Source organism: Streptomyces sp. NPDC058773 (assembly GCF_042746015.1).
GTDB lineage: Bacteria > Actinomycetota > Actinomycetes > Streptomycetales > Streptomycetaceae > Streptomyces.
Window position 1 is genome coordinate 38,614 of record NZ_JBHYPE010000045.1, and the last position, 16,952, is coordinate 55,565.

General features: G+C 73.5%; 14 protein-coding genes. 4 read left to right on the forward strand and 10 right to left on the reverse strand.

Going from position 1 to position 16,952, the window contains the following annotated elements; genetic code table 11:
- Positions 1–75: 75 nt before the first annotated feature.
- A complete protein-coding gene (locus ACFW5B_RS28945) occupies positions 76–543 on the forward strand; it encodes an RDD family protein (RefSeq protein WP_386445769.1) in 468 nt (155 codons plus the stop codon).
- A 143-nt stretch (positions 544–686) separates the two neighbouring features.
- Here the strand turns inward: ACFW5B_RS28945 and ACFW5B_RS28950 are convergent, their stop codons facing one another.
- The 4 genes from ACFW5B_RS28950 to lipB form a co-directional block, all read right to left on the reverse strand.
- Complete coding sequence (locus tag ACFW5B_RS28950) at positions 687–1,406, reverse strand: DUF4191 domain-containing protein (RefSeq protein WP_386445772.1); 720 nt, start codon at positions 1,404–1,406, stop codon at positions 687–689.
- 10 nt (positions 1,407–1,416) lie between these two features.
- The gene (locus tag ACFW5B_RS28955; protein WP_386445774.1) at positions 1,417–1,644 is read right to left on the reverse strand and encodes a hypothetical protein; all 228 of its coding nucleotides are present in this window, start codon (positions 1,642–1,644) and stop codon (positions 1,417–1,419) included.
- Positions 1,645–1,855: 211 nt separating this feature from the next.
- Entirely contained in the window at positions 1,856–2,806 is a 951-nt protein-coding gene (gene lipA, locus ACFW5B_RS28960; protein ID WP_386445777.1) for a lipoyl synthase, read from the reverse strand.
- Positions 2,807–2,947: 141 nt separating this feature from the next.
- Positions 2,948–3,763, reverse strand: a complete 816-nt coding sequence (lipB, locus tag ACFW5B_RS28965; RefSeq protein WP_386445780.1) for a lipoyl(octanoyl) transferase LipB — start codon at positions 3,761–3,763, stop codon at positions 2,948–2,950.
- 278 nt (positions 3,764–4,041) lie between these two features.
- Between lipB and ACFW5B_RS28970 the strand changes: the two genes are divergently transcribed.
- A complete protein-coding gene (locus tag ACFW5B_RS28970) occupies positions 4,042–5,496 on the forward strand; it encodes a regulator (protein ID WP_386445783.1) in 1,455 nt (484 codons plus the stop codon).
- A gap of 15 nt (positions 5,497–5,511) precedes the next feature.
- On the opposite strand, the gene ACFW5B_RS28975 is transcribed toward ACFW5B_RS28970, so the two are convergent.
- The 3 genes from ACFW5B_RS28975 to ACFW5B_RS28985 form a co-directional block, all read right to left on the reverse strand.
- Positions 5,512–6,939 (reverse strand): FAD-dependent oxidoreductase, encoded by a 1,428-nt coding sequence (locus ACFW5B_RS28975; RefSeq protein WP_386445786.1) that lies wholly within the window; start codon positions 6,937–6,939, stop codon positions 5,512–5,514.
- Positions 6,940–7,125: 186 nt separating this feature from the next.
- The gene (locus ACFW5B_RS28980; RefSeq protein WP_386445789.1) at positions 7,126–8,043 is read right to left on the reverse strand and encodes a TIGR01777 family oxidoreductase; all 918 of its coding nucleotides are present in this window, start codon (positions 8,041–8,043) and stop codon (positions 7,126–7,128) included.
- Between the two features lie 79 nt (positions 8,044–8,122).
- Positions 8,123–8,641 carry a DUF4240 domain-containing protein gene (locus ACFW5B_RS28985; protein WP_386445792.1) on the reverse strand — a complete coding sequence of 173 codons (519 nt, stop codon included), beginning with the start codon at positions 8,639–8,641 and terminating at the stop codon, positions 8,123–8,125.
- A gap of 241 nt (positions 8,642–8,882) precedes the next feature.
- Between ACFW5B_RS28985 and ACFW5B_RS28990 the strand changes: the two genes are divergently transcribed.
- Both ACFW5B_RS28990 and ACFW5B_RS28995 read left to right on the forward strand, forming a co-directional pair.
- Positions 8,883–10,790, forward strand: a complete 1,908-nt coding sequence (locus ACFW5B_RS28990) for a hypothetical protein (protein WP_386445795.1) — start codon at positions 8,883–8,885, stop codon at positions 10,788–10,790.
- A 219-nt stretch (positions 10,791–11,009) separates the two neighbouring features.
- Positions 11,010–11,930 carry an SDR family oxidoreductase gene (locus tag ACFW5B_RS28995; protein WP_386445798.1) on the forward strand — a complete coding sequence of 307 codons (921 nt, stop codon included), beginning with the start codon at positions 11,010–11,012 and terminating at the stop codon, positions 11,928–11,930.
- A gap of 21 nt (positions 11,931–11,951) precedes the next feature.
- Here the strand turns inward: ACFW5B_RS28995 and ACFW5B_RS29000 are convergent, their stop codons facing one another.
- From ACFW5B_RS29000 to ACFW5B_RS29010, 3 genes are all read right to left on the reverse strand, one after another.
- Complete coding sequence (locus tag ACFW5B_RS29000; protein WP_386445801.1) at positions 11,952–12,977, reverse strand: helix-turn-helix transcriptional regulator; 1,026 nt, start codon at positions 12,975–12,977, stop codon at positions 11,952–11,954.
- A gap of 256 nt (positions 12,978–13,233) precedes the next feature.
- Positions 13,234–15,906 (reverse strand): pyruvate dehydrogenase (acetyl-transferring), homodimeric type, encoded by a 2,673-nt coding sequence (gene aceE, locus ACFW5B_RS29005; protein WP_386445804.1) that lies wholly within the window; start codon positions 15,904–15,906, stop codon positions 13,234–13,236.
- A gap of 262 nt (positions 15,907–16,168) precedes the next feature.
- Positions 16,169–16,792: a GntR family transcriptional regulator gene (locus ACFW5B_RS29010; RefSeq protein ID WP_093482803.1), complete on the reverse strand. Its 624-nt coding sequence runs from the start codon at positions 16,790–16,792 to the stop codon at positions 16,169–16,171.
- Positions 16,793–16,952 lie beyond the last annotated feature (160 nt).

Consider the following 16,952-nt stretch of genomic DNA (forward strand, 5'->3'; position numbering starts at 1 on the left):
CGTACGGTCAGCCGGCCGCTCGCCCTTACCGGACCTCCGCGAAGGGAACGTATGCGGTCGCAGTACCGTGGTCGGGTGGACAACAGGCGAGCAATCGGTACGTGGATCTCCGGGCCCCGCGCGGCAGCCGAGGACATGGGTGTCGAGTTCGGATACCGCGGGCAGCAGCTCGGGCTGCCGGAGGAGGGGCCGGGCGCGATCGCCCGCCCCGGCCGGCGCTTCGCGGCGCTCTTCATCGACTGGGCGCTGTGCCTGCTCATCGCGTACGGGCTGCTCAGCGGCGGTAAGGCGCAGTCGGCGAGCAACTGGGCGCTGCTGGTCTTCGCGGTGCTGAGTGTCCTGACGGTCGGCACGGTCGGCTTCACGCCGGGTAAGCGGCTGCTGGGCCTGCGGGTGGTCGCCGAGGGCGGCGGCCGGCTCTCGGTGCCGCGGGTGGTGCTGCGCACGGTGCTGCTGGTGGTCGTCATCCCGGCCGTGGTGTGGGACCGGGACGGGCGCGGGCTGCACGACCGCCTCGCGCGCGCCGTACAGGTCCGTCTGTAGCGGTCCGGCCGAAAGCACCCCCACGCCCCCCGGCACCCCCATCGCATACGAACCCATACGAAACGCCCCGGAGCCAGAGCCCCGGGGCGTTTCGTATCGGTCGGATATCGGTCCGGCGGCCGGTGTGGCCGGCCGGCCGGCGGTCAGCGCATCTTGCCGCCGCCCTTGGGCATCCGCATGCCCTTCGGCATCGGGCCCTTCGGGACCGGCATGTTGCTCATCAGGTCGCCCAGTGCGCGCAGCCGGTCGTTGACGGCGGTGACCTGGGCACCGGGGAGTACCCGCGGCAGCTTGAGCAGGGTCGTGCGGAGCTTCTTCAGCGGCACCTGGTCCTCGCCGTCGCCCACCACGATGTCGTGGACGGGGGCGTCGGCTACGGTGCGCGCCATCCGCTTCTTCTCGGCGGCCAGCAGGCCGCGGAGCCGGTTCGGGTTGCCCTCGCCCACCAGCACGATGCCGGGCTTGCCGACGGCCCGGTGGACCACGTCCTGGCTGCGGTTCATCGCCACCGCCGGGGTGACCGTCCAGCCGCGGCCGACGTTCTCCAGCACGGCGGCCGCCGCACCGGGCTGGCCCTCCATCTGCCCGAAGGCGGCCCGCTCGGCGCGCCGGCCGAAGATGATCGCCATCGCGAGGAATGCCAGGACGAAGCCCAGGATTCCCGCGTAGACGGGGTGGCCGATCGCGAAGCCGATGGCAAGGAGAACGCCGAATACGACGATGCCTACACCAGCGACGACTAGACCGACCTTGGAGTCGACCCGACGGGTCATCTTGTAGGTCAGGGCGATCTGCTTCAGCCGCCCGGTGTTCTCAGCGCCGGCAGCGCCGGCAGCGCCCTCAGCGTTTACCTTCCTCGCCATACAGCGCAGTCTACGTGGCCTGTGGGCGAGGGGTGGCCGCGGCCTCCAGTACGTACTCGGCCTCGTGGCGGTCCTTGGCGCGGCGGCGGTCCTCCAGGACCGACGTCCAGGCGTTACGACGGGCGGTGCGCTGTCCGCCACGCATCAGGACGGCCTCGACGGCACGCAGCGCGCCGGTCACGGAGGGGCGCGGAAGAGCGGGGGCGGCGGGGGTGGCGCGGAGCGGCGCGGCCTGCATGGTGGTGACTCCCTCTGATCTGTTCGGAGAAGCAGGGGTAGGTGCGGGAGCGGTGCGTGCATCCATCGTCACGGAAAGGTGTTACCAACGGATGACCTGCCGGTCAAACACCAATGAAACGTTGACGCGGCCCCCACGCCCTCCGTCCTGGGGGAGTGCGGGCCGCGTCCTCAGCATGTGCCACGTTTCACAAGAAGGCGCGCCGGGAGTGTCAAACCGCCTGACTGGACGCCTCGACCTCGCGCCGTTCGACGGCCTGCTGGTAAAGGCGGCCGGCGCGGTAGGAGGAGCGGACCAGCGGGCCGGACATGACGCCCGCGTAGCCGATCTCCTCGGCTTCTTCCTTGAGCTCCACGAACTCGGCGGGCTTGACCCAGCGGTCGATGGGGTGGTGGCGCACGGTCGGGCGCAGGTATTGGGTGATCGTGATCAGCTCGCAGCCCGCGTCGTAGAGGTCCTGCAGCGCCTGGCTGATCTCCTCGCGCTCCTCGCCCATGCCCAGGATCAGGTTGGACTTGGTCACCAGTCCGGCCTCGCGGGCCTTGGTGATGACCTCCAGGGAACGCTCGTAGCGGAAGCCGGGGCGGATCCGCTTGAAGATCCGCGGGACCGTCTCGACGTTGTGGGCCAGGACCTGCGGGCGGGAGGAGAAGACCTCGGCCAGCTGCTCGGGGACCGCGTTGAAGTCGGGGATCAGCAGCTCGACGCCGGTGTCCGGCATCAGCGCGTGGATCTGCCGGACCGTCTCGGCGTAGAGCCAGGCGCCGCCGTCCTCCAGGTCGTCGCGCGCGACGCCGGTGATCGTGGCGTACTTCAGGCCCATGGTCTGCACGGACTCGGCGACCCGGCGGGGCTCGTCACGGTCCAGCGGCTGCGGCTTGCCGGTGTCGATCAGGCAGAAGTCGCAGCGGCGGGTGCACTGCTCACCGCCGATGAGGAAGGTCGCCTCGCGGTCCTCCCAGCACTCGAAGATGTTGGGACAGCCCGCCTCCTGGCAGACCGTGTGCAGACCCTCGCTCTTGACCAGGCCCTGGAGGTGGTTGTACTCGGGACCCATTTTCGCCCGGGTCTTGATCCACTCGGGCTTGCGCTCGATGGGGGTCTGGCTGTTCCGGACCTCCAGACGCAACATCTTGCGTCCGTCGGGTGCGACTGCGGACACGACCGGCTCCCTACAACTTCGTTTCTTCGGCGTACACCAGGGTACGCCCGTTGATTCGCACGTCTTTACGCGCGGTGCAACCCCGTATGGAGGGGCCGCATTCCCCCTGGTCCTTGGAGTGCATGACCGGTGCCATCCCGCTCAGACCGCGCGGGGGAGCAGCTCGGCGCCTTCGAGGACGTCCCGCAGATGCTTCTCGGCGACCGGCAGCACCTCGGCGATGGTGAGCTCCCGGCCGAGTTCGTTGGCCAGCGAGGCGACCCCGGCGTCCCGGATGCCGCACGGGACGATCTTGTCGAAGGAGGTGTTGTCCGGATTCACATTGAGCGCGAAGCCGTGCATCGTGACGCCCTTGGCGACGCGGATGCCGATCGCGGCGAGCTTGCGGTCCTCCCGGCGCTGGCCGGCGTTGGACGGCGCGTACTCCGGGCCGTTCAGCCGCGGGTCGAACAGCTCGTCCGTGACCCGCGGGTCGAAGTCGAGGTTCAGCCCGCCCAGGGCCGCCCGCTCCTCCACCGGGTCGCCCAGCACCCACACCCCGCTGCGGCCCTCGACCCGGGTGCCGGTCACCCCGAACTCCGCGCAGACCCGGATCAGCGCCTCTTCGAGACGGCGGACATGCGCGACGACGTCAACCGGGCGCGGCAACTTCTGGATCGGGTAGCCCACCAGCTGGCCGGGCCCGTGCCAGGTGATCTTCCCGCCGCGGTCCACGTCCACGACCGGGGTCCCGTCCAGCGGCCGCTCGTCGTCGGAGGTACGCCGCCCCGCGGTGTAGACGGCCTGGTGTTCCAGCAGCAGACAGGTGTCGGGGACCTCGTCGGCGAACCGGGCGGCATGCACCCGGCGCTGCTCCTGCCAGGCGGATTCGTACTCCACGGCGTCGGCGCCGAAGCCCAGATGCACAAAGCGCAGCCCCTCGGGTACGGGGGTCTCCCCCCGAGAGATCGCAGTCACGGCAGCTCCTCTTCGAACCTTCGTTGCACTTTGCTGCAACGTTGATGCCACTTCGCGCCCATGCCACTGTACGGCCGCCGTCTCCCGTCCCCGCAGGCGGCCGGTGTCCCGCCCGCTCCCGCCCTGCTCACACGATCGGATGAACGCGGCTCACAGGCCGGTAACGGGCCTCCGAAGGCCGTTACATTCACGCCGTTCCACAAGGGCGATGAGCATGCCGGAGCAGGGTCCGCCGGACCCGGCAGTGCGGCCCGGAAGGCAGGAGACCGGTAAAGCTGATGACGGAACGACCCCCGCACCACACGCCCAACCGCCAGCTCGCCGCACTCATCGCCGAGGCCGGCTTCTCCAATGCCGGACTGGCCAGACGCGTCGATCAGCTCGGCATCGAGCACGGCCTCGACCTGCGCTACGACAAGACCTCGGTGACCCGCTGGCTGCGCGGCCAGCAGCCCCGGGGCACCACCCCCGCGCTCATCGCGGAGGTGTTCACCCGCCGGCTGGGGCGCCGGCTGTCCGCCCAGGACCTCGGCCTGGACGCCTGTGCGCCGGTGTACGCCGGGCTGGAGTTCGCCGCGACCCCCAGCGAGGCGGTGGACATCGTCAGCGGCCTGTGGCGCAAGGACTCCGGCAGCCACGCCGAGCTCCGCAAGATCGCCTTCACCCCGGCCGGGCTCGTGGTGCCCAGCCGGGACTGGCTGATCGGCCGCGCCGACGAACGCGTCGCCCGCGGCGAGACCGTCCCCGAGGGCGCGGGCCGGGTGCCCGCCCAGGGCCGGGTCACGGTGCCGCGGCAGCGCCGCAACGACCAGGTCGACCGGACCCAGGGCTCCCGGGTGACCTCCGGCGACATCGCGGCGCTGCGCTCGGTCGGCGAGCTGTTCCGGGCGCTGGACCACGCCTACGGCGGCGGCCACGCCCGGCAGGCCCTGGTGCGCTATCTGGAGCACGAGGCCGAGCCGATGCTGCGCGGCAGCTACGGCGAGGCCATCGGCCGCCGGCTGTTCGCCGCCGCGGCGGATCTGACCCGGCTGGCGGGCTGGACCTCGTACGACATCGCGGCCCACGGCCTGGCGCAGCGGTACTTCGTCCAGGCCCTGCGGCTGGCCCAGGCGGCCGGCGACCGGGCGTACGGGTCCTACGTCCTGGTGACGATGAGCCGGCAGGCCGTCTATCTGGGACACGGCAGAGAGGCCGTCCAGCTGGCGCGCGTCGCCCAGCAGGGCGTCGGCAGCAGTGCGCCGCCCACGGTGCAGGCGCTGCTGCACTCCGCGGAGGCCCGCGGTCACGGCGTCCTCGGCGAGGTCCGGGCCTGCACCGCCGCGCTGGCCCGCGCCGAACGGGCGCTGGAGACCGTCCGCCCCGGCGACGACACCCCGTACTGGGCGCGCTTCTTCGACGAGGCGCAGCTCGCCGACGAGCTGGCGCACTGCCACCGCGACCTCCAGCAGTACCGCGCGGCCTCCCAGCACGCCGAGCGCTCCCTCCAGCTGCGCGCGGCCGGTTTCGCCCGCAGCCGGCTCTTCTGCCGGGTGGTGCTGGCGACCGCGCGGCTCGGCCTGGGCGAGCTGGAGCAGGCCTGCACGCTGGGTGCCGAGGCGGCGCTGCAGGCCTCCGAGATGCGGTCCGTACGCGCCCATGAGTACGTCAGGGAATTCGAGCGCCGCCTGGAGCCGTACCGGGACGCGGCGGCGGTCCGCGGGTACCGGGAACGGGTGGCGGCGCTCGGGTGACCCCCGGCCCGGAGGTCAGGCCGCCGTGGGCAGGGCGTCCGGTTCCGTCGTGAGGCCGGGCAGGCCGAAGTCCTGGAGGACGGCGCGGGCCGCGCGCCGTCCCGAGTTCAGGGCGCCCTGGAGCGTGCTGGTGTCGCGGTGGTCGCCGCACACATAGAGGCCGGCGAGCACCCGCACCGGGCGCTCCGGGTCGTACGGGGCCGGCATCGCGGGGACCGCGTACGGGGTGTGATGGGCGGTCAGCAGCTGCCGGTCCTCGGTGTGCGCGCCGTAGATCCGGTCGAGCCGGGGCCGGACCGTCCGGTCGAGCACGGACGGCGGCAGCGCGGCCGCGGCGCCCAGCACCGCCGTGGTGATCAGGGTCCGGCCCGGCGGCGTACGGGACGGGTCGATCGCGCCGGCGACGTAGGTGTACGCGACCGGGCCGTCCGTCGGCAGGATCAGCGTGGTGTCGCGCAGCGCCGCGCCCCGGCTCCCGGAGGGCACCGCCGCGGTGTGGTGCAGCACGGCCACCGGGTGGAAGGCGGGCACCCGCAGCCCCGGCAGCAGCTCGGCCGCCTCCCGTGCGCCGGTCGCCACCAGCACCGCCCGGCACGGGATGGGCCCGTGCTCCGCGGTGCTGACACCGGTCGTGGAGACGGCGGTGACCTGCACGGACGTACGGATCGTGCCGGGTGGCAGGGCGGCGGCGAGCAGTTCGGGGACGGCCGCGGCGCCGCCGGCCGGCAGCCACAGCCGGTCCTCCGCGTAGCCGCGCAGCGCCGCCGCGGCACCCCGGCTGGAGCCGCGCAGCTGCGGATCGCCCAGCAGCGCGCCCAGCAGGGGCCGCAGCAGCGCGTCATGGCTGCGCGGCGGGAAGGCGGGACGGCCGGCCAGGGTGTCGCGGACCGGGCGGTCGGCGGCCGGGGCGTGGGTGGCGGAGGCGGCGGGAGCGATGGCGGGGACGGCGGCGCGGTCGGTGCGGCGGTCCGTGTCCTGTCCGGTGCGCCGGTCGGCGGGGCGGCCCACCTGGCGGCTCACGTGGCGGACCGTCTGACGGCTCGCCTGACGCCCGGCCTGACGGTCCGTCCGGCGCTCCGAACGGCGGTCGGCGCGGGAGAGGACGCGGGCCGCGGCGAGTGCGGCCCGGGTGCTCCGGGGGGCGCTGATGCGCTGCGTCCGCTGGCCGTTGTGGAGGCTCAGCCCCGGGGCGAACGGCCGCAGGGTCAGCTCGCCGAGCCCCGGCGTACGGCGCAGCTCGGCGGCGGAGACGGCCAGCGGCCGCGCGCAGCGGTCCAGCCGGTAGCCGTCGAGAGGGTCGGTGACGGACCGGCCGCCGATTCGTGGCGCGGCCTCCAGAACGGTGACCGACACCCCTGCGCCGGTCAGATGGCGGGCGGCGGCGAGACCGGCCGGGCCGGCTCCCACGATGACGACGTCCACGGCCGATACGGTGCGCAGCACTTGCCCCTCCCGAGGTCGGTCCCAAATGGCGGCACCGAGTGTCATGCCCGGTACAGCTGCGAGAGATGCCACGTCGTGGGTAACAGGAGACGGCAGAGAGGGGGAGGCCCGTGCGGCGGGGTGTCCGGGGGCGCGCGGCGGGCCCCGGCCGGGGCCCGCCGGAGGTCTCGCCGCGCCGGTGGCCCCTCAGAGAGCGGCCCGGACCGCTTCCGTGATGCCGGGGTGGCGGAAGACGAACCCGGAGTCCAGCAGCCGCCGCGGAATGACCCGCTGGCTGCCCAGTACGTCACCGGCGAACTCGCCGAGCGCGACCCGCAGCACCGGCGCCGGGACCGGGAACGGCGTGGGGCGGTTCAGCACCCGGCCCATCACGGCGGTGACTTCCCGGTTGGTGACCGGCTCCGGGGCCGTGAGGTTGACCGGCCCGCTCAGGTCCTCGGTGTCGAGGAGATGGCGGAGCGCCGCGATGTGGTCGTCCAGCGAGATGAAGCTCCAGTACTGGCTGCCGTCGCCGAGCCGCCCGCCCAGGCCGAGCCGGAAGACCGGGAAGAGCCGGCCCCAGGCGCCGCCCGAGCGGGCCACGACCAGACCGGTGCGGGCGAAGACGGTACGGATACCCGCCTCCTGGGCCGGTTTCGCGGCGGCCTCCCAGGCCGTACAGACCTCCGGCAGGAATCCGGAACCGGCCGGCGCGCTCTCGTCCGTACGCCGGTCCCCGGTGTCGCCGTAGTAGCCGATCGCGCTGCCGCACACGAAGACGCGCGGCGGGGCGTCCATCGCGGCGAGGGCGGTGGCGAGGGCCCGGGTGCCCAGGACCCGGCTGTCGCGGATCTCCTGCTTGTAGGCGGCCGTCCAGCGGTGGTCGCCGACCCCGGCACCGGCCAGGTGGACCACCGCGTCACAGCCGGCCAGCCCGGCGGTGTCGATCTGCTGCCGCTTGGGGTCCCAGCGCACCTCGCCGGGGGCCGCGGGCGCCCGCCGTACGAGCCGGACGATCTCGTGGCCGTCCCCCGGTCCGCCGGCCCGGGAGGTGTCCCCGGCGCGCAGGGAGCGTACGAGCGCCGTGCCGATGAGTCCGGCCGAGCCGGTGATCGCGATCCGCATGGAGCCATACTGCCCGCAGTGGCGGACCGGCGGACGCACCGGGCCCGGACGCGGCGCCCGGCGGCCCGGGACACCCGCCCTAGGACCGGAAGCGGTCCCACAGCCTGGGGAGGCGCTCCGCCATGGTCCGTTCGTCGTCGAAGTCGAGGTAGCCGCCCAGCGGTTCACGGGGCGGCGGGGGCAGCTCCAGGTCCGGCATCACCCCGCCGGTCAGCTGCTCGTAGGCCTCGTCGGCCGCGTAACCCAGCTCCTCGGCGTCGCCGTCCACCGCCTCGTCGAAGTCGGCCACCAGCTCGGCCAGCTGGTCCGGGTCGTGCAGTGCGCCCTCGAAGACCTCCCGGCCCTGGGCGATCAGCCAGCAGCGGAAGTAGTCGAAGGCGTCGTCGCCGGCGCCGCCCAGCATCAGGGAAGCGGCGGCCCACAGGTCCCAGGTGTACGCCCGGTTGTAGCGGGCCTCGAAGTGGCGGGCGAAGTCCACGACGGAGTCCGGATCGAGCCCGAGCAGCCGCTCGACCAGTGCGTCGGCCTGCTCCTCGGGGTCGCCCTCGGCCGCCTCGCGGGAGCCGTCGATCAGCTCCCAGAACTCCGTCTCGTCCATCACCGCTCCAGGATCTGCCCTGCCGGGGCCCGGCGCATGCGGAGTACCCCGGATGCGGCGGGGCGCTATCCGGAATGGTGACGGGCCGTCCGGAAGGGTGACGGGGTGTTCGGACCGCGGCTCGCGCACCCCGGTCGGTGATCCGTCTTGTGACCGTCCCAAGAATCACTCGTTGGAAGGCGTGCAACGGCAAACGACCGTATATCCCCCATTCCGCGAAGGGCTGTTCCAGGCCATGCCCATGGACGAACGCACCCGGGCCGATGTCGAACGGGCCGAGGCGGCCATCGTCGAGCACTATCCACGGCTCGTCCGCCTCACCTACCTCGTACTGCCCCCGTCGATGGGCCGCCACCGCCGCGTGCTGACCGCGCACGGACTGGTCCAGCGCGCGCTGCCCCGCACCCGGCTGCGCCGCCCCGACGGCGGGCTGCCGGCGCAGCGCGGCCCGGCCCCCGAGTCCGGCTACGACCTGGTCCGGCAACGGGCCCTGCGGCTGGCGCTGGCCCACGAGGGACAGCCGGGCCGGTGGCTGCCGGCGCTGCCCCTGGTCTGGGGCCTGCGGCTCTTCCCGCGGGCCGGCGGCGCCGAGGAACTCGCCCTGGACCAGGCGCTGTCCACCGTCCCGGCCGCCGTACGGGCCGCCCTCGGGCTGGAGCATCTGGAAGGGCTGGACGAGGACACCGCGCGCGCCGTACTGGCACGGGCCGGGGCCGAGGACCCGGACGCGGCGCAGCGGGCGGCGGCGCAGCTGGACCGGGAGACGGAGGCGGGTACCGCGGCCCTGCTGAACTCCGGGGAGTTCGACCCGTGCACGGTGCAGACCCGGCCGACGGATCTGCTGCGCCGCCGGCAGCGGGTCCGGGCGGTGGCCGCGGTGGCGGCCGTGCTCACCCTGGGCGCCGCGGTCGCCGCGGCCTGGCCCGGCCCGGCGGACCCGGCGGAGCGCGTCGAGACCGCCGCCCAGCGGGCCCTGAACCCGGACCGGCTGGAGCGCACCCCCAACGAGCAGTGGGCGGACACCTCCCGGGTCGACTTCACCGCCTGGCCCGTCCGTGGCCGGCAGGCCGGTGACCGGAAGCTGCTGGCGCGGGCGCTGCGGGTCTGGGCGGCGCCGCCCCCCGACACCCGCATCACGGCGGCCGCAGGCGCCTCCACCCGGCCGCCCGGCCACCCGCCGCAGCTGCTGTACGCGGGCCTGATCGACAACGTCATGGTGGTGGTCCTGCACGACGGCGAGCGCCTGGTCCGCTACGCCGAACCCGAAGACGCCACGCCCACACTGCACTTCGCCCGGGTCGACAACGCCGACCTGGCCGGCGCCTCCGCGCTGGTGATCGGGCGCGGCAACGGCTGGATGCGCTATCTGCTCGCGCCGTGGATCTCCGAGATCACGACCCGCGACCTGCTGACGCCGGCCGCCGCGCCGCACGGGCTGCACGTCGCGCCCGACGGCGTCACCGACCGCATCCCGATCCCGTCCCCGGCGGGCGCCGGCTGCGGGCGCTGGCCGGTGGCCCGGTTCCGCACCTCGACCCGGATCGTGACGGCCGGCCCGAACACCCCCTTCCTGGTGGCCGACCTCGACGACCTCGTCCCCGTCCACCTCACCGCCGGGCCCCCGCCGTCCGGCGTCCCGGCGGGCGCGCCCGGCGAGGCGACCGATGTGCCCGCGCTGCGGAGCTGGGCCCGTACGGCCTGCTCGCTCGGCGGGCTGCGGGGCGCCGGCGTACGGTCCGTCAACATGTGGGAGTTCGCCCGCCAGCAGCTCCCGGAGGACGGCGGCAGCGCGACCTGGGCATGCACCCGCGCCGACACCTGGCGCGGGCCCGGCCGGGTGACCCTCCGGTTCCTGCCGCCCGCCGCCCGCCCGGCCGACCCCGGGCGGACCGCCGGCCGGGCCGTGAACACCGCCGCCTGCAGCCGCTTCGGGCCCCATGTGGTCGGGGACATCCACTGGCAGGCCAAGTCCGGGAAGTGGTACCTGCTCGCGGCCGGCAGCCAGGAGGTCGGCGGACTCGACGCCACGGGCGGCGTCCGCGCCACGGCGGAGGAGGGCACCCTCGCCGCCCCGGCCGGGCCGGACACCCCGGCGGAGGTCGTGGGGCGGCTGCGGAGCGGGGGGAGTGTGCGGGCGCTGCGGCCGTAGGTGTGCCGGCGTGCCCGGGGCCGTGGTGGGGGCGCGGCCCGGTGTCCGTGGCCGGTGCCCATGACGGGTGCCCACGGCCGGAGTCGGTGTCGGTGGCCGGTGTCGGTGGCCGGCGAACGGATCGCTGTGCCGCGCGTACGGAATCCGGACAGAAGGTGTCGGGTATCGCTGTCAGGGTCGCCGTGCAGAGACAAGGCACCTGACGGAGGAGTGGCGTACGTGACCGGACAGCAGGAACTGGCGGGACGGGTGGCACTGGTCGCCGGGGCGACCCGGGGCGCGGGCCGGGCGATGGCCGTGGAGTTGGGCCGGGCCGGCGCCCTGGTCTATGTGACGGGGCGGACGACCAGGGAGCGGACCAGCGAGGTGGGCCGGCCCACGGAGACGATCGAGCAGACCGCGGAGCTGGTCTCCGCGGCGGGCGGCACCGGCATCGCCGTACCGACCGATCACCTCGATCCCGCGCAGGTCAAGGCGCTGACCGCGCGCATCGACCGGGAGCAGGGGCGGCTGGACGTACTGGTCAACAGCGTCTGGGGCGGTGACCGGCTGATCGAGTTCGACACCAGGCTGTGGGACCTCGATCTGGAGAACGGGCTGCGGATGTTCCGCCTCGGCATCGACACCCACATCATCACCAGCCATTACGCCCTGCCGCTGATGATCCGGCGGCCCGGCGGCCTGGTCGTCGAAGTCACCGACGGCACCGACGCGTTCAACCGCCGCTACCGCGACAGCCTCTGCTTCGACGTCACCAAGAACGTCCCGCACCGGATCGCCTTCGGCCTCGCCGCCGAGCTGAAGGAATACGGCGGCACGGCGGTCTCGCTGACCCCCGGCTTTCTGCGGTCCGAGGAGATGCTGGACCACTTCGGGGTGACGGAGGAGACCTGGCGCGACGCGGTGGCCCAGGAGCCGCACTTCGCCATCGCCGAGTCACCGGCCCTGATCGGCCGTGGCCTGCGCGCGCTGGCCGCCGACCCCGACAAGGGCCGCTGGAGCGGCCAGTCGCTCTCCAGCGGACAGTTGGCGAAGGAGTACGGCTTCACCGACACCGACGGCTCCCGGCCCGACGCCTTCGGCTACTTCGAGGACGTGGTCTTCGGCGGGAAGGACGGCAGCGCGGCCGACTACCGCTAGCGAGGTCCTCGCGGGGCGCGTTCAGCCGGTGCCCTCCGGGCACGGGTACAGCGCGGCCGTCCGCCGGGCGGCCGAGGTGAACCGTGCACGCAGCCCGGAGGGCGCGAGTATCTCGCCCTCCGGGCCGAGCGCCAGTAGTTGGGCGTAGGCGACCTCGTCGGACTCCACGGCGAGGGTGACGGTCAGCCGGCCTTGCTCGTCGGGGCCGCCGGCGGCCTGTGCCCGTGCGATCGCCTCGCGGGCCGCGGACCGCTCGGTGACGTACGGCAGTTGACGGACGCCGCGCGGGGAGAGCCGCAGCACGACCTCCTCCCGCAGGATCGACCGGGCGAACTGCGCCGCCCGCTCCGCCCAGAACGCCGGGAGGTCGAACGACTCCTCGCGGTCGAACCGTCCCCCGCCGTCTCCGGTACCGGCGCCCCGGCCGCCCGCCGTGGGCTCCACGGCGGTGAACCGGTCCACCCGGTAGACGCGGTAGTCCCCCTCCGTACGGGCCGCCAGATACCAGACGCCCGCCTTCAGCACGAGGCCGTACGGCTCCAGCTCCCGCCGCACCTCGGTGTCCTTGCGGAGGTAGCGGGCGGCGATCCGGCGGTCGTCCCAGACCGCGTCGGCGATCTCGGGCAGCAGAGCGGGGGTCTCGGGCTCCTGGTACCAGGCGGGCGCGTCGAGATGGAAGCGCTGGGCGGCGCCCGCGGCGGCGTTCCGCAGCTCCGGCAGCAGGGCGGCGGACACCTTCAGCCGGGCCGCGGACGCGGCGTCCGCGAGCCCCATCTCGCGGAGGGCGGAGGGCACGCCGGACAGGAAGAGCGCCTCCGCCTCGCTGCGGCCGAGGCCGGTGAGGCGGGTACGGTAGCCGCCGATGAGGCGGTAGCCGCCCGCCCGGCCACGGTGCGCGTAGACGGGCACCCCCGCCTCGGACAGCGAGAGGACGTCCCGGGCGACCGTACGCTCGGAGACCTCCAGCTCCCGCGCCAGCTCGGCGGCCGTCATCGACGGCCGCGTCTGGAGCAGCAGCACCATCTTGATCAGCCGGGCAGCACGCATGTCCCCATCATGCCGGGGGGCACTGACAAGGCCCGTGGGGCCGGGCGTCGCGCGGTGGACTCGGGCCGGCCCGCGCCCGGCCGAAGAAATCCCGGCCCGGCCGGTCAGGGCATGGACGGCCGGGCCGGTGGTGGGTTCCCGTGCGGAGGCCCCGGGCGCGGGAAGGTGGCCTCCGCACGGGAGATCGGGGTGCCCCCGAGGGGGCGGAAGGGGCGGCCGGCCGCCGCCCCTTCAGGCCGCCGTGCGGTCCGTGGGCTCAGAGGCCGTATCGCTCCTTGGCCTCCTTGACGGTCGCCGACTTGATCTCGCCGCGGCGGGCGAGCGCGGCCAGGGCCTGGACGACGACCGACTGCGGGTCGACGCCGAAGTGCCGGCGGGCCGCCTCGCGGGTGTCGGAGAGGCCGAAGCCGTCGGTGCCGATGGAGGTCCAGTCCTGCTCGACCCAGGGGGCGATCTGGTCGGGGACCGCGCGCATCCAGTCGCTCACCGCGACGACCGGGCCGGGGGCGCCGGCCAGGGCACGGGTGACGTACGGGATCCGGTCCTCGCCGTCCATACGGGCGGCGTCGCACTCCAGGGCGTCGCGGCGCAGCTCCGTCCAGGACGGGGCCGACCAGACGTCCGCGGCCACGCCCCAGTCGGCGGCCAGCAACTGCTGCGCCTCCAGGGCCCAGTGGATGGCGGTGCCGGACGCCAGCAGCTGGAGCTGCGGGCTGTCGGCCTCGGGCCGGGTGCCCTCGTTGAAGCGGTACAGGCCCTTGAGAATGCCCTCCTCGACGCCCTCCGGCATGGCCGGCTGGACCTTGGTCTCGTTGTAGACCGTGAGGTAGTAGAAGACGTCCTCGGCGTCCGGGCCGTACATCCGGCGCAGGCCCTCCTTGACGATGACCGCGACCTCGTAGGCGAAGGCCGGGTCGTAGGAGAGCGCCGCCGGGTTGGTGGAGGCGATCAGGTGCGAGTGGCCGTCGGCGTGCTGGAGGCCCTCGCCGGTCATCGTCGTACGGCCGGCGGTCGCGCCGATGACGAAGCCGCGGCCCAGCTGGTCGGCGAGCGCCCAGAACTGGTCGGCGGTGCGCTGCCAGCCGAACATCGAGTAGAAGATGTAGAAGGGGATCATCGGCTCGCCGTGCGTCGCGTACGAGGTCGCGGCGGCGGTGAAGTCGGCGAGCGAACCCGCCTCGGTGATGCCCTCGTTGAGGATCTGGCCGTCCTTGGCTTCCTTGTACCAGAGCAGCTGATCGCGGTCGACCGGGTCGTAGGTCGCGCCCTTGGGGGAGTAGAGGCCGGCCGTCGGGAAGAGGGACTCCATGCCGAAGGTACGGGCCTCGTCGGGGACGATCGGCACCCAGCGCTTGCCGGTCTCCTTGTCCCGCATCAGGTCCTTGATCAGCCGGACGAACGCCATGGTGGTGGCGATCTCCTGGCTGCCGGAGCCCTTCTTCAGCGCGTCGAAGGTCTTGTCGGCGGGCATCGGCAGCGGCTTGGCGACGACCTTGCGCGCGGGGGCCGGGCCGTCGAGGGCGGCGCGCTGCTTGCGCAGGTAGACCATCTCGGGGGCGTCGTCGGCCGGGCGCCAGTACGGCACCTGGTCGCCCTCCAGCGCGCTGTCCGGGATGGGGAGTTCGAGGACGTCACGCATGGTGCGGAACTCCGCCATGGTGAGCTTCTTCATCTGGTGGTTGGCGTTACGGGACTCGAAGCCCGCGCCGAGGGTGTAGCCCTTGACGGTCTGCGCCAGGATGACGGTCGGCGCGCCCTTGTGCTCGACGGCGGCACGGTAGGCGGCGTAGACCTTGCGCGGCTCGTGGCCGGCCCGGGAGGTCTGGAACAGCTCCAGCAGCTTGGCGTCGGACAGCGTGCGGGCGATGGCCTGCAGCGACTCGTTCGCGCCGAAGAAGTGCTCGCGCAGGTAGGCGGCGTCGCGGGTGGCGTAGGTCTGGAACTGCGCGTCGGGGGTCTCACCCAGGCGCCGGATCAGCGCACCGTCGGTGTCGAGCGCGAAGACCTCGTCCCAGGCCCGGCCCCACAGCGACTTGACGACGTTCCAGCCGGCCGCGCGGAACTGCGCCTCCAGCTCCTGCACGATCTTGAAGTTGGGGCGGACCGGACCGTCGAGACGCTGCAGGTTGCAGTTGATGACGAAGGTCAGGTTGTCCAGGCCCTCACGGCCGGCCAGCGCCAGGGCGGCGGTCGACTCGGGCTCGTCCATCTCGCCGTCGCCCAGGAAGGCCCAGACGTGGGAGTTGGCGGTGTCCTTGATGCCGCGGTGCTCCAGGTAGCGGTTGAAGCGCGCCTGGTAGATCGCGGAGAGCGGGCCGAGCCCCATAGAGACGGTGGGGAACTCCCACAGCCAGGGCAGCCGCCGGGGGTGCGGGTAGGAGGGCAGGCCCTCGCCGTCGGCCTCCTGGCGGAAGCGGTCGAGGTGGTCCTCGGTGAGGCGGCCTTCGAGGAAGGCGCGGGCGTAGATGCCGGGGGAGGCGTGGCCCTGGATGTAGAGCTGGTCGCCGCTGCCGTCGCCCTCCTTGCCGCGGAAGAAGTGCTGGAAGCCGGTCTCGTAGAGCCAGGCGGCGGAGGCGAAGGTGGCGATGTGGCCGCCCAGGCCCAGCGCGGAGCCGCGGGTGACCATCGCGGCGGCGTTCCAGCGGTTCCAGGCGGTGATCCGGGCCTCCATCGCCTCGTCACCCGGGAAGCCGGGCTCGGCGGAGGTCGGGATGGTGTTGACGTAGTCCGTCTCCAGGAGGGACGGCAGGGCCGTGCCCTCGGTGCGCGCGGTGTGCTCCAGGGCGCGGCGCATCAGGTACGCGGCACGCTGCGGGCCCGCTGCCTTGGTGACGGCGTCGAGCGACTCGCGCCACTCGGTGGTCTCCTCGGGGTCGCGGTCCGGGAGCTGGTCGAGCTGGCTGTACGGCAAACGCACGGGATCGGGCATGGGTGGCCCCTTTCCGGACGGGAGGGTAGCTCGGGGGTGCCGTCGTGGCCGGGCCGTCCTCAGGGTGGACGGGCCCGCGACGACACCCCCCACAAGTTCGGCAGGCAGGGTTGTCGCGCCCCGAGGGAGGACGATACGCCCCTGATCGATGATCGATCAACGCTCAATCAAAGAAAAACCGCAGGTCGGCACGGGGTGCCGCGTTTCTGGGCACCCCGTGCCAGCTTCCAAAGGGCTTCCGCCGGCCCCTCCCGGCGCCGCCTCAGACCCGGGGTGCGCAGCTCAGCACATGCGACTTGAGCAGGGCGCCGATCTTCGGATCGCGCCGCCGGAACGCGTCCACGATCTCCTGGTGATCCTGGGCGTGCGAGCGCGGCTCCGGGCTGAACCAGCGGATCGACAGCGTCGTCCAGACCTCGATACCCAGCGACTCCCAGGTGTGCAGCAGCACGGAGTTGCCGGCCGCCCGCACGATCTCCCGGTGGAAGGCGACCGTGTGCCGCACCTGTGCCTCCCCGTCACCGGCCCGGTCCGCCTCGCGCAGCGCCGCCACCTCGCGCTCCAGCGCCGCGGTGTCCTCGGCCAGCCGCCCCGCGGCCAGCTCGGCGGCGACCTGCTCCAGCCCGGCCCGCACCGGGTAGCTCTCCTTGAGGTCGTCGGCGGTCAGATTCCGCACCCGTACGCCCTTGTTCGGCGCCGACTCGATCAGCTGGAGCGACTCCAGCTCGCGCAGCGCCTCCCGTACGGGCGTCTGGCTGACCTCCAGCTCCACCGCGATCCGCCGCTCCACGATCCGCTCACCCGGCTGCCAGCGGCCGCTGACGATCCCCTCGAGGATGTGCTCGCGGATCTGCTCGCGCAGCGAATGGACGACCGGTGGGGTCATGAAGTGGCTCCTTCAGAGCGGGGGGTGGTAAGGGGGCCATTATCCGGGACGCGGCCGCGCAAAGGGGCCGGCCCCGGTTCGTACGAGACGCTGTACGAACCCGGGGCCGCCCCAGGGAACCCACACCGGGTGAAAAACAGCACAGAAGACCAACGACGGG

Excerpts from the sequence above, each read along its gene's own strand:
- ACFW5B_RS28950 (WP_386445772.1), bottom strand. The coding sequence starts at position 1,406 with ATGGCGAGGAAGGTAAACGCTGAGGGCGCTGCCGGCGCTGCCGGCGCT.
- ACFW5B_RS28955 (WP_386445774.1), bottom strand. The coding sequence starts at position 1,644 with ATGCAGGCCGCGCCGCTCCGCGCCACCCCCGCCGCCCCCGCTCTTCCG.
- ACFW5B_RS28970 (WP_386445783.1), top strand. The coding sequence starts at position 4,042 with ATGACGGAACGACCCCCGCACCACACGCCCAACCGCCAGCTCGCCGCA.
- ACFW5B_RS28980 (WP_386445789.1), bottom strand. The coding sequence starts at position 8,043 with ATGCGGATCGCGATCACCGGCTCGGCCGGACTCATCGGCACGGCGCTC.
- ACFW5B_RS28985 (WP_386445792.1), bottom strand. The coding sequence starts at position 8,641 with ATGGACGAGACGGAGTTCTGGGAGCTGATCGACGGCTCCCGCGAGGCG.
- ACFW5B_RS28990 (WP_386445795.1), top strand. The coding sequence starts at position 8,883 with ATGGACGAACGCACCCGGGCCGATGTCGAACGGGCCGAGGCGGCCATC.
- ACFW5B_RS29000 (WP_386445801.1), bottom strand. The coding sequence starts at position 12,977 with ATGCGTGCTGCCCGGCTGATCAAGATGGTGCTGCTGCTCCAGACGCGG.
- aceE (WP_386445804.1), bottom strand. The coding sequence starts at position 15,906 with ATGCCCGATCCCGTGCGTTTGCCGTACAGCCAGCTCGACCAGCTCCCG.
- ACFW5B_RS29010 (WP_093482803.1), bottom strand. The coding sequence starts at position 16,792 with ATGACCCCACCGGTCGTCCATTCGCTGCGCGAGCAGATCCGCGAGCAC.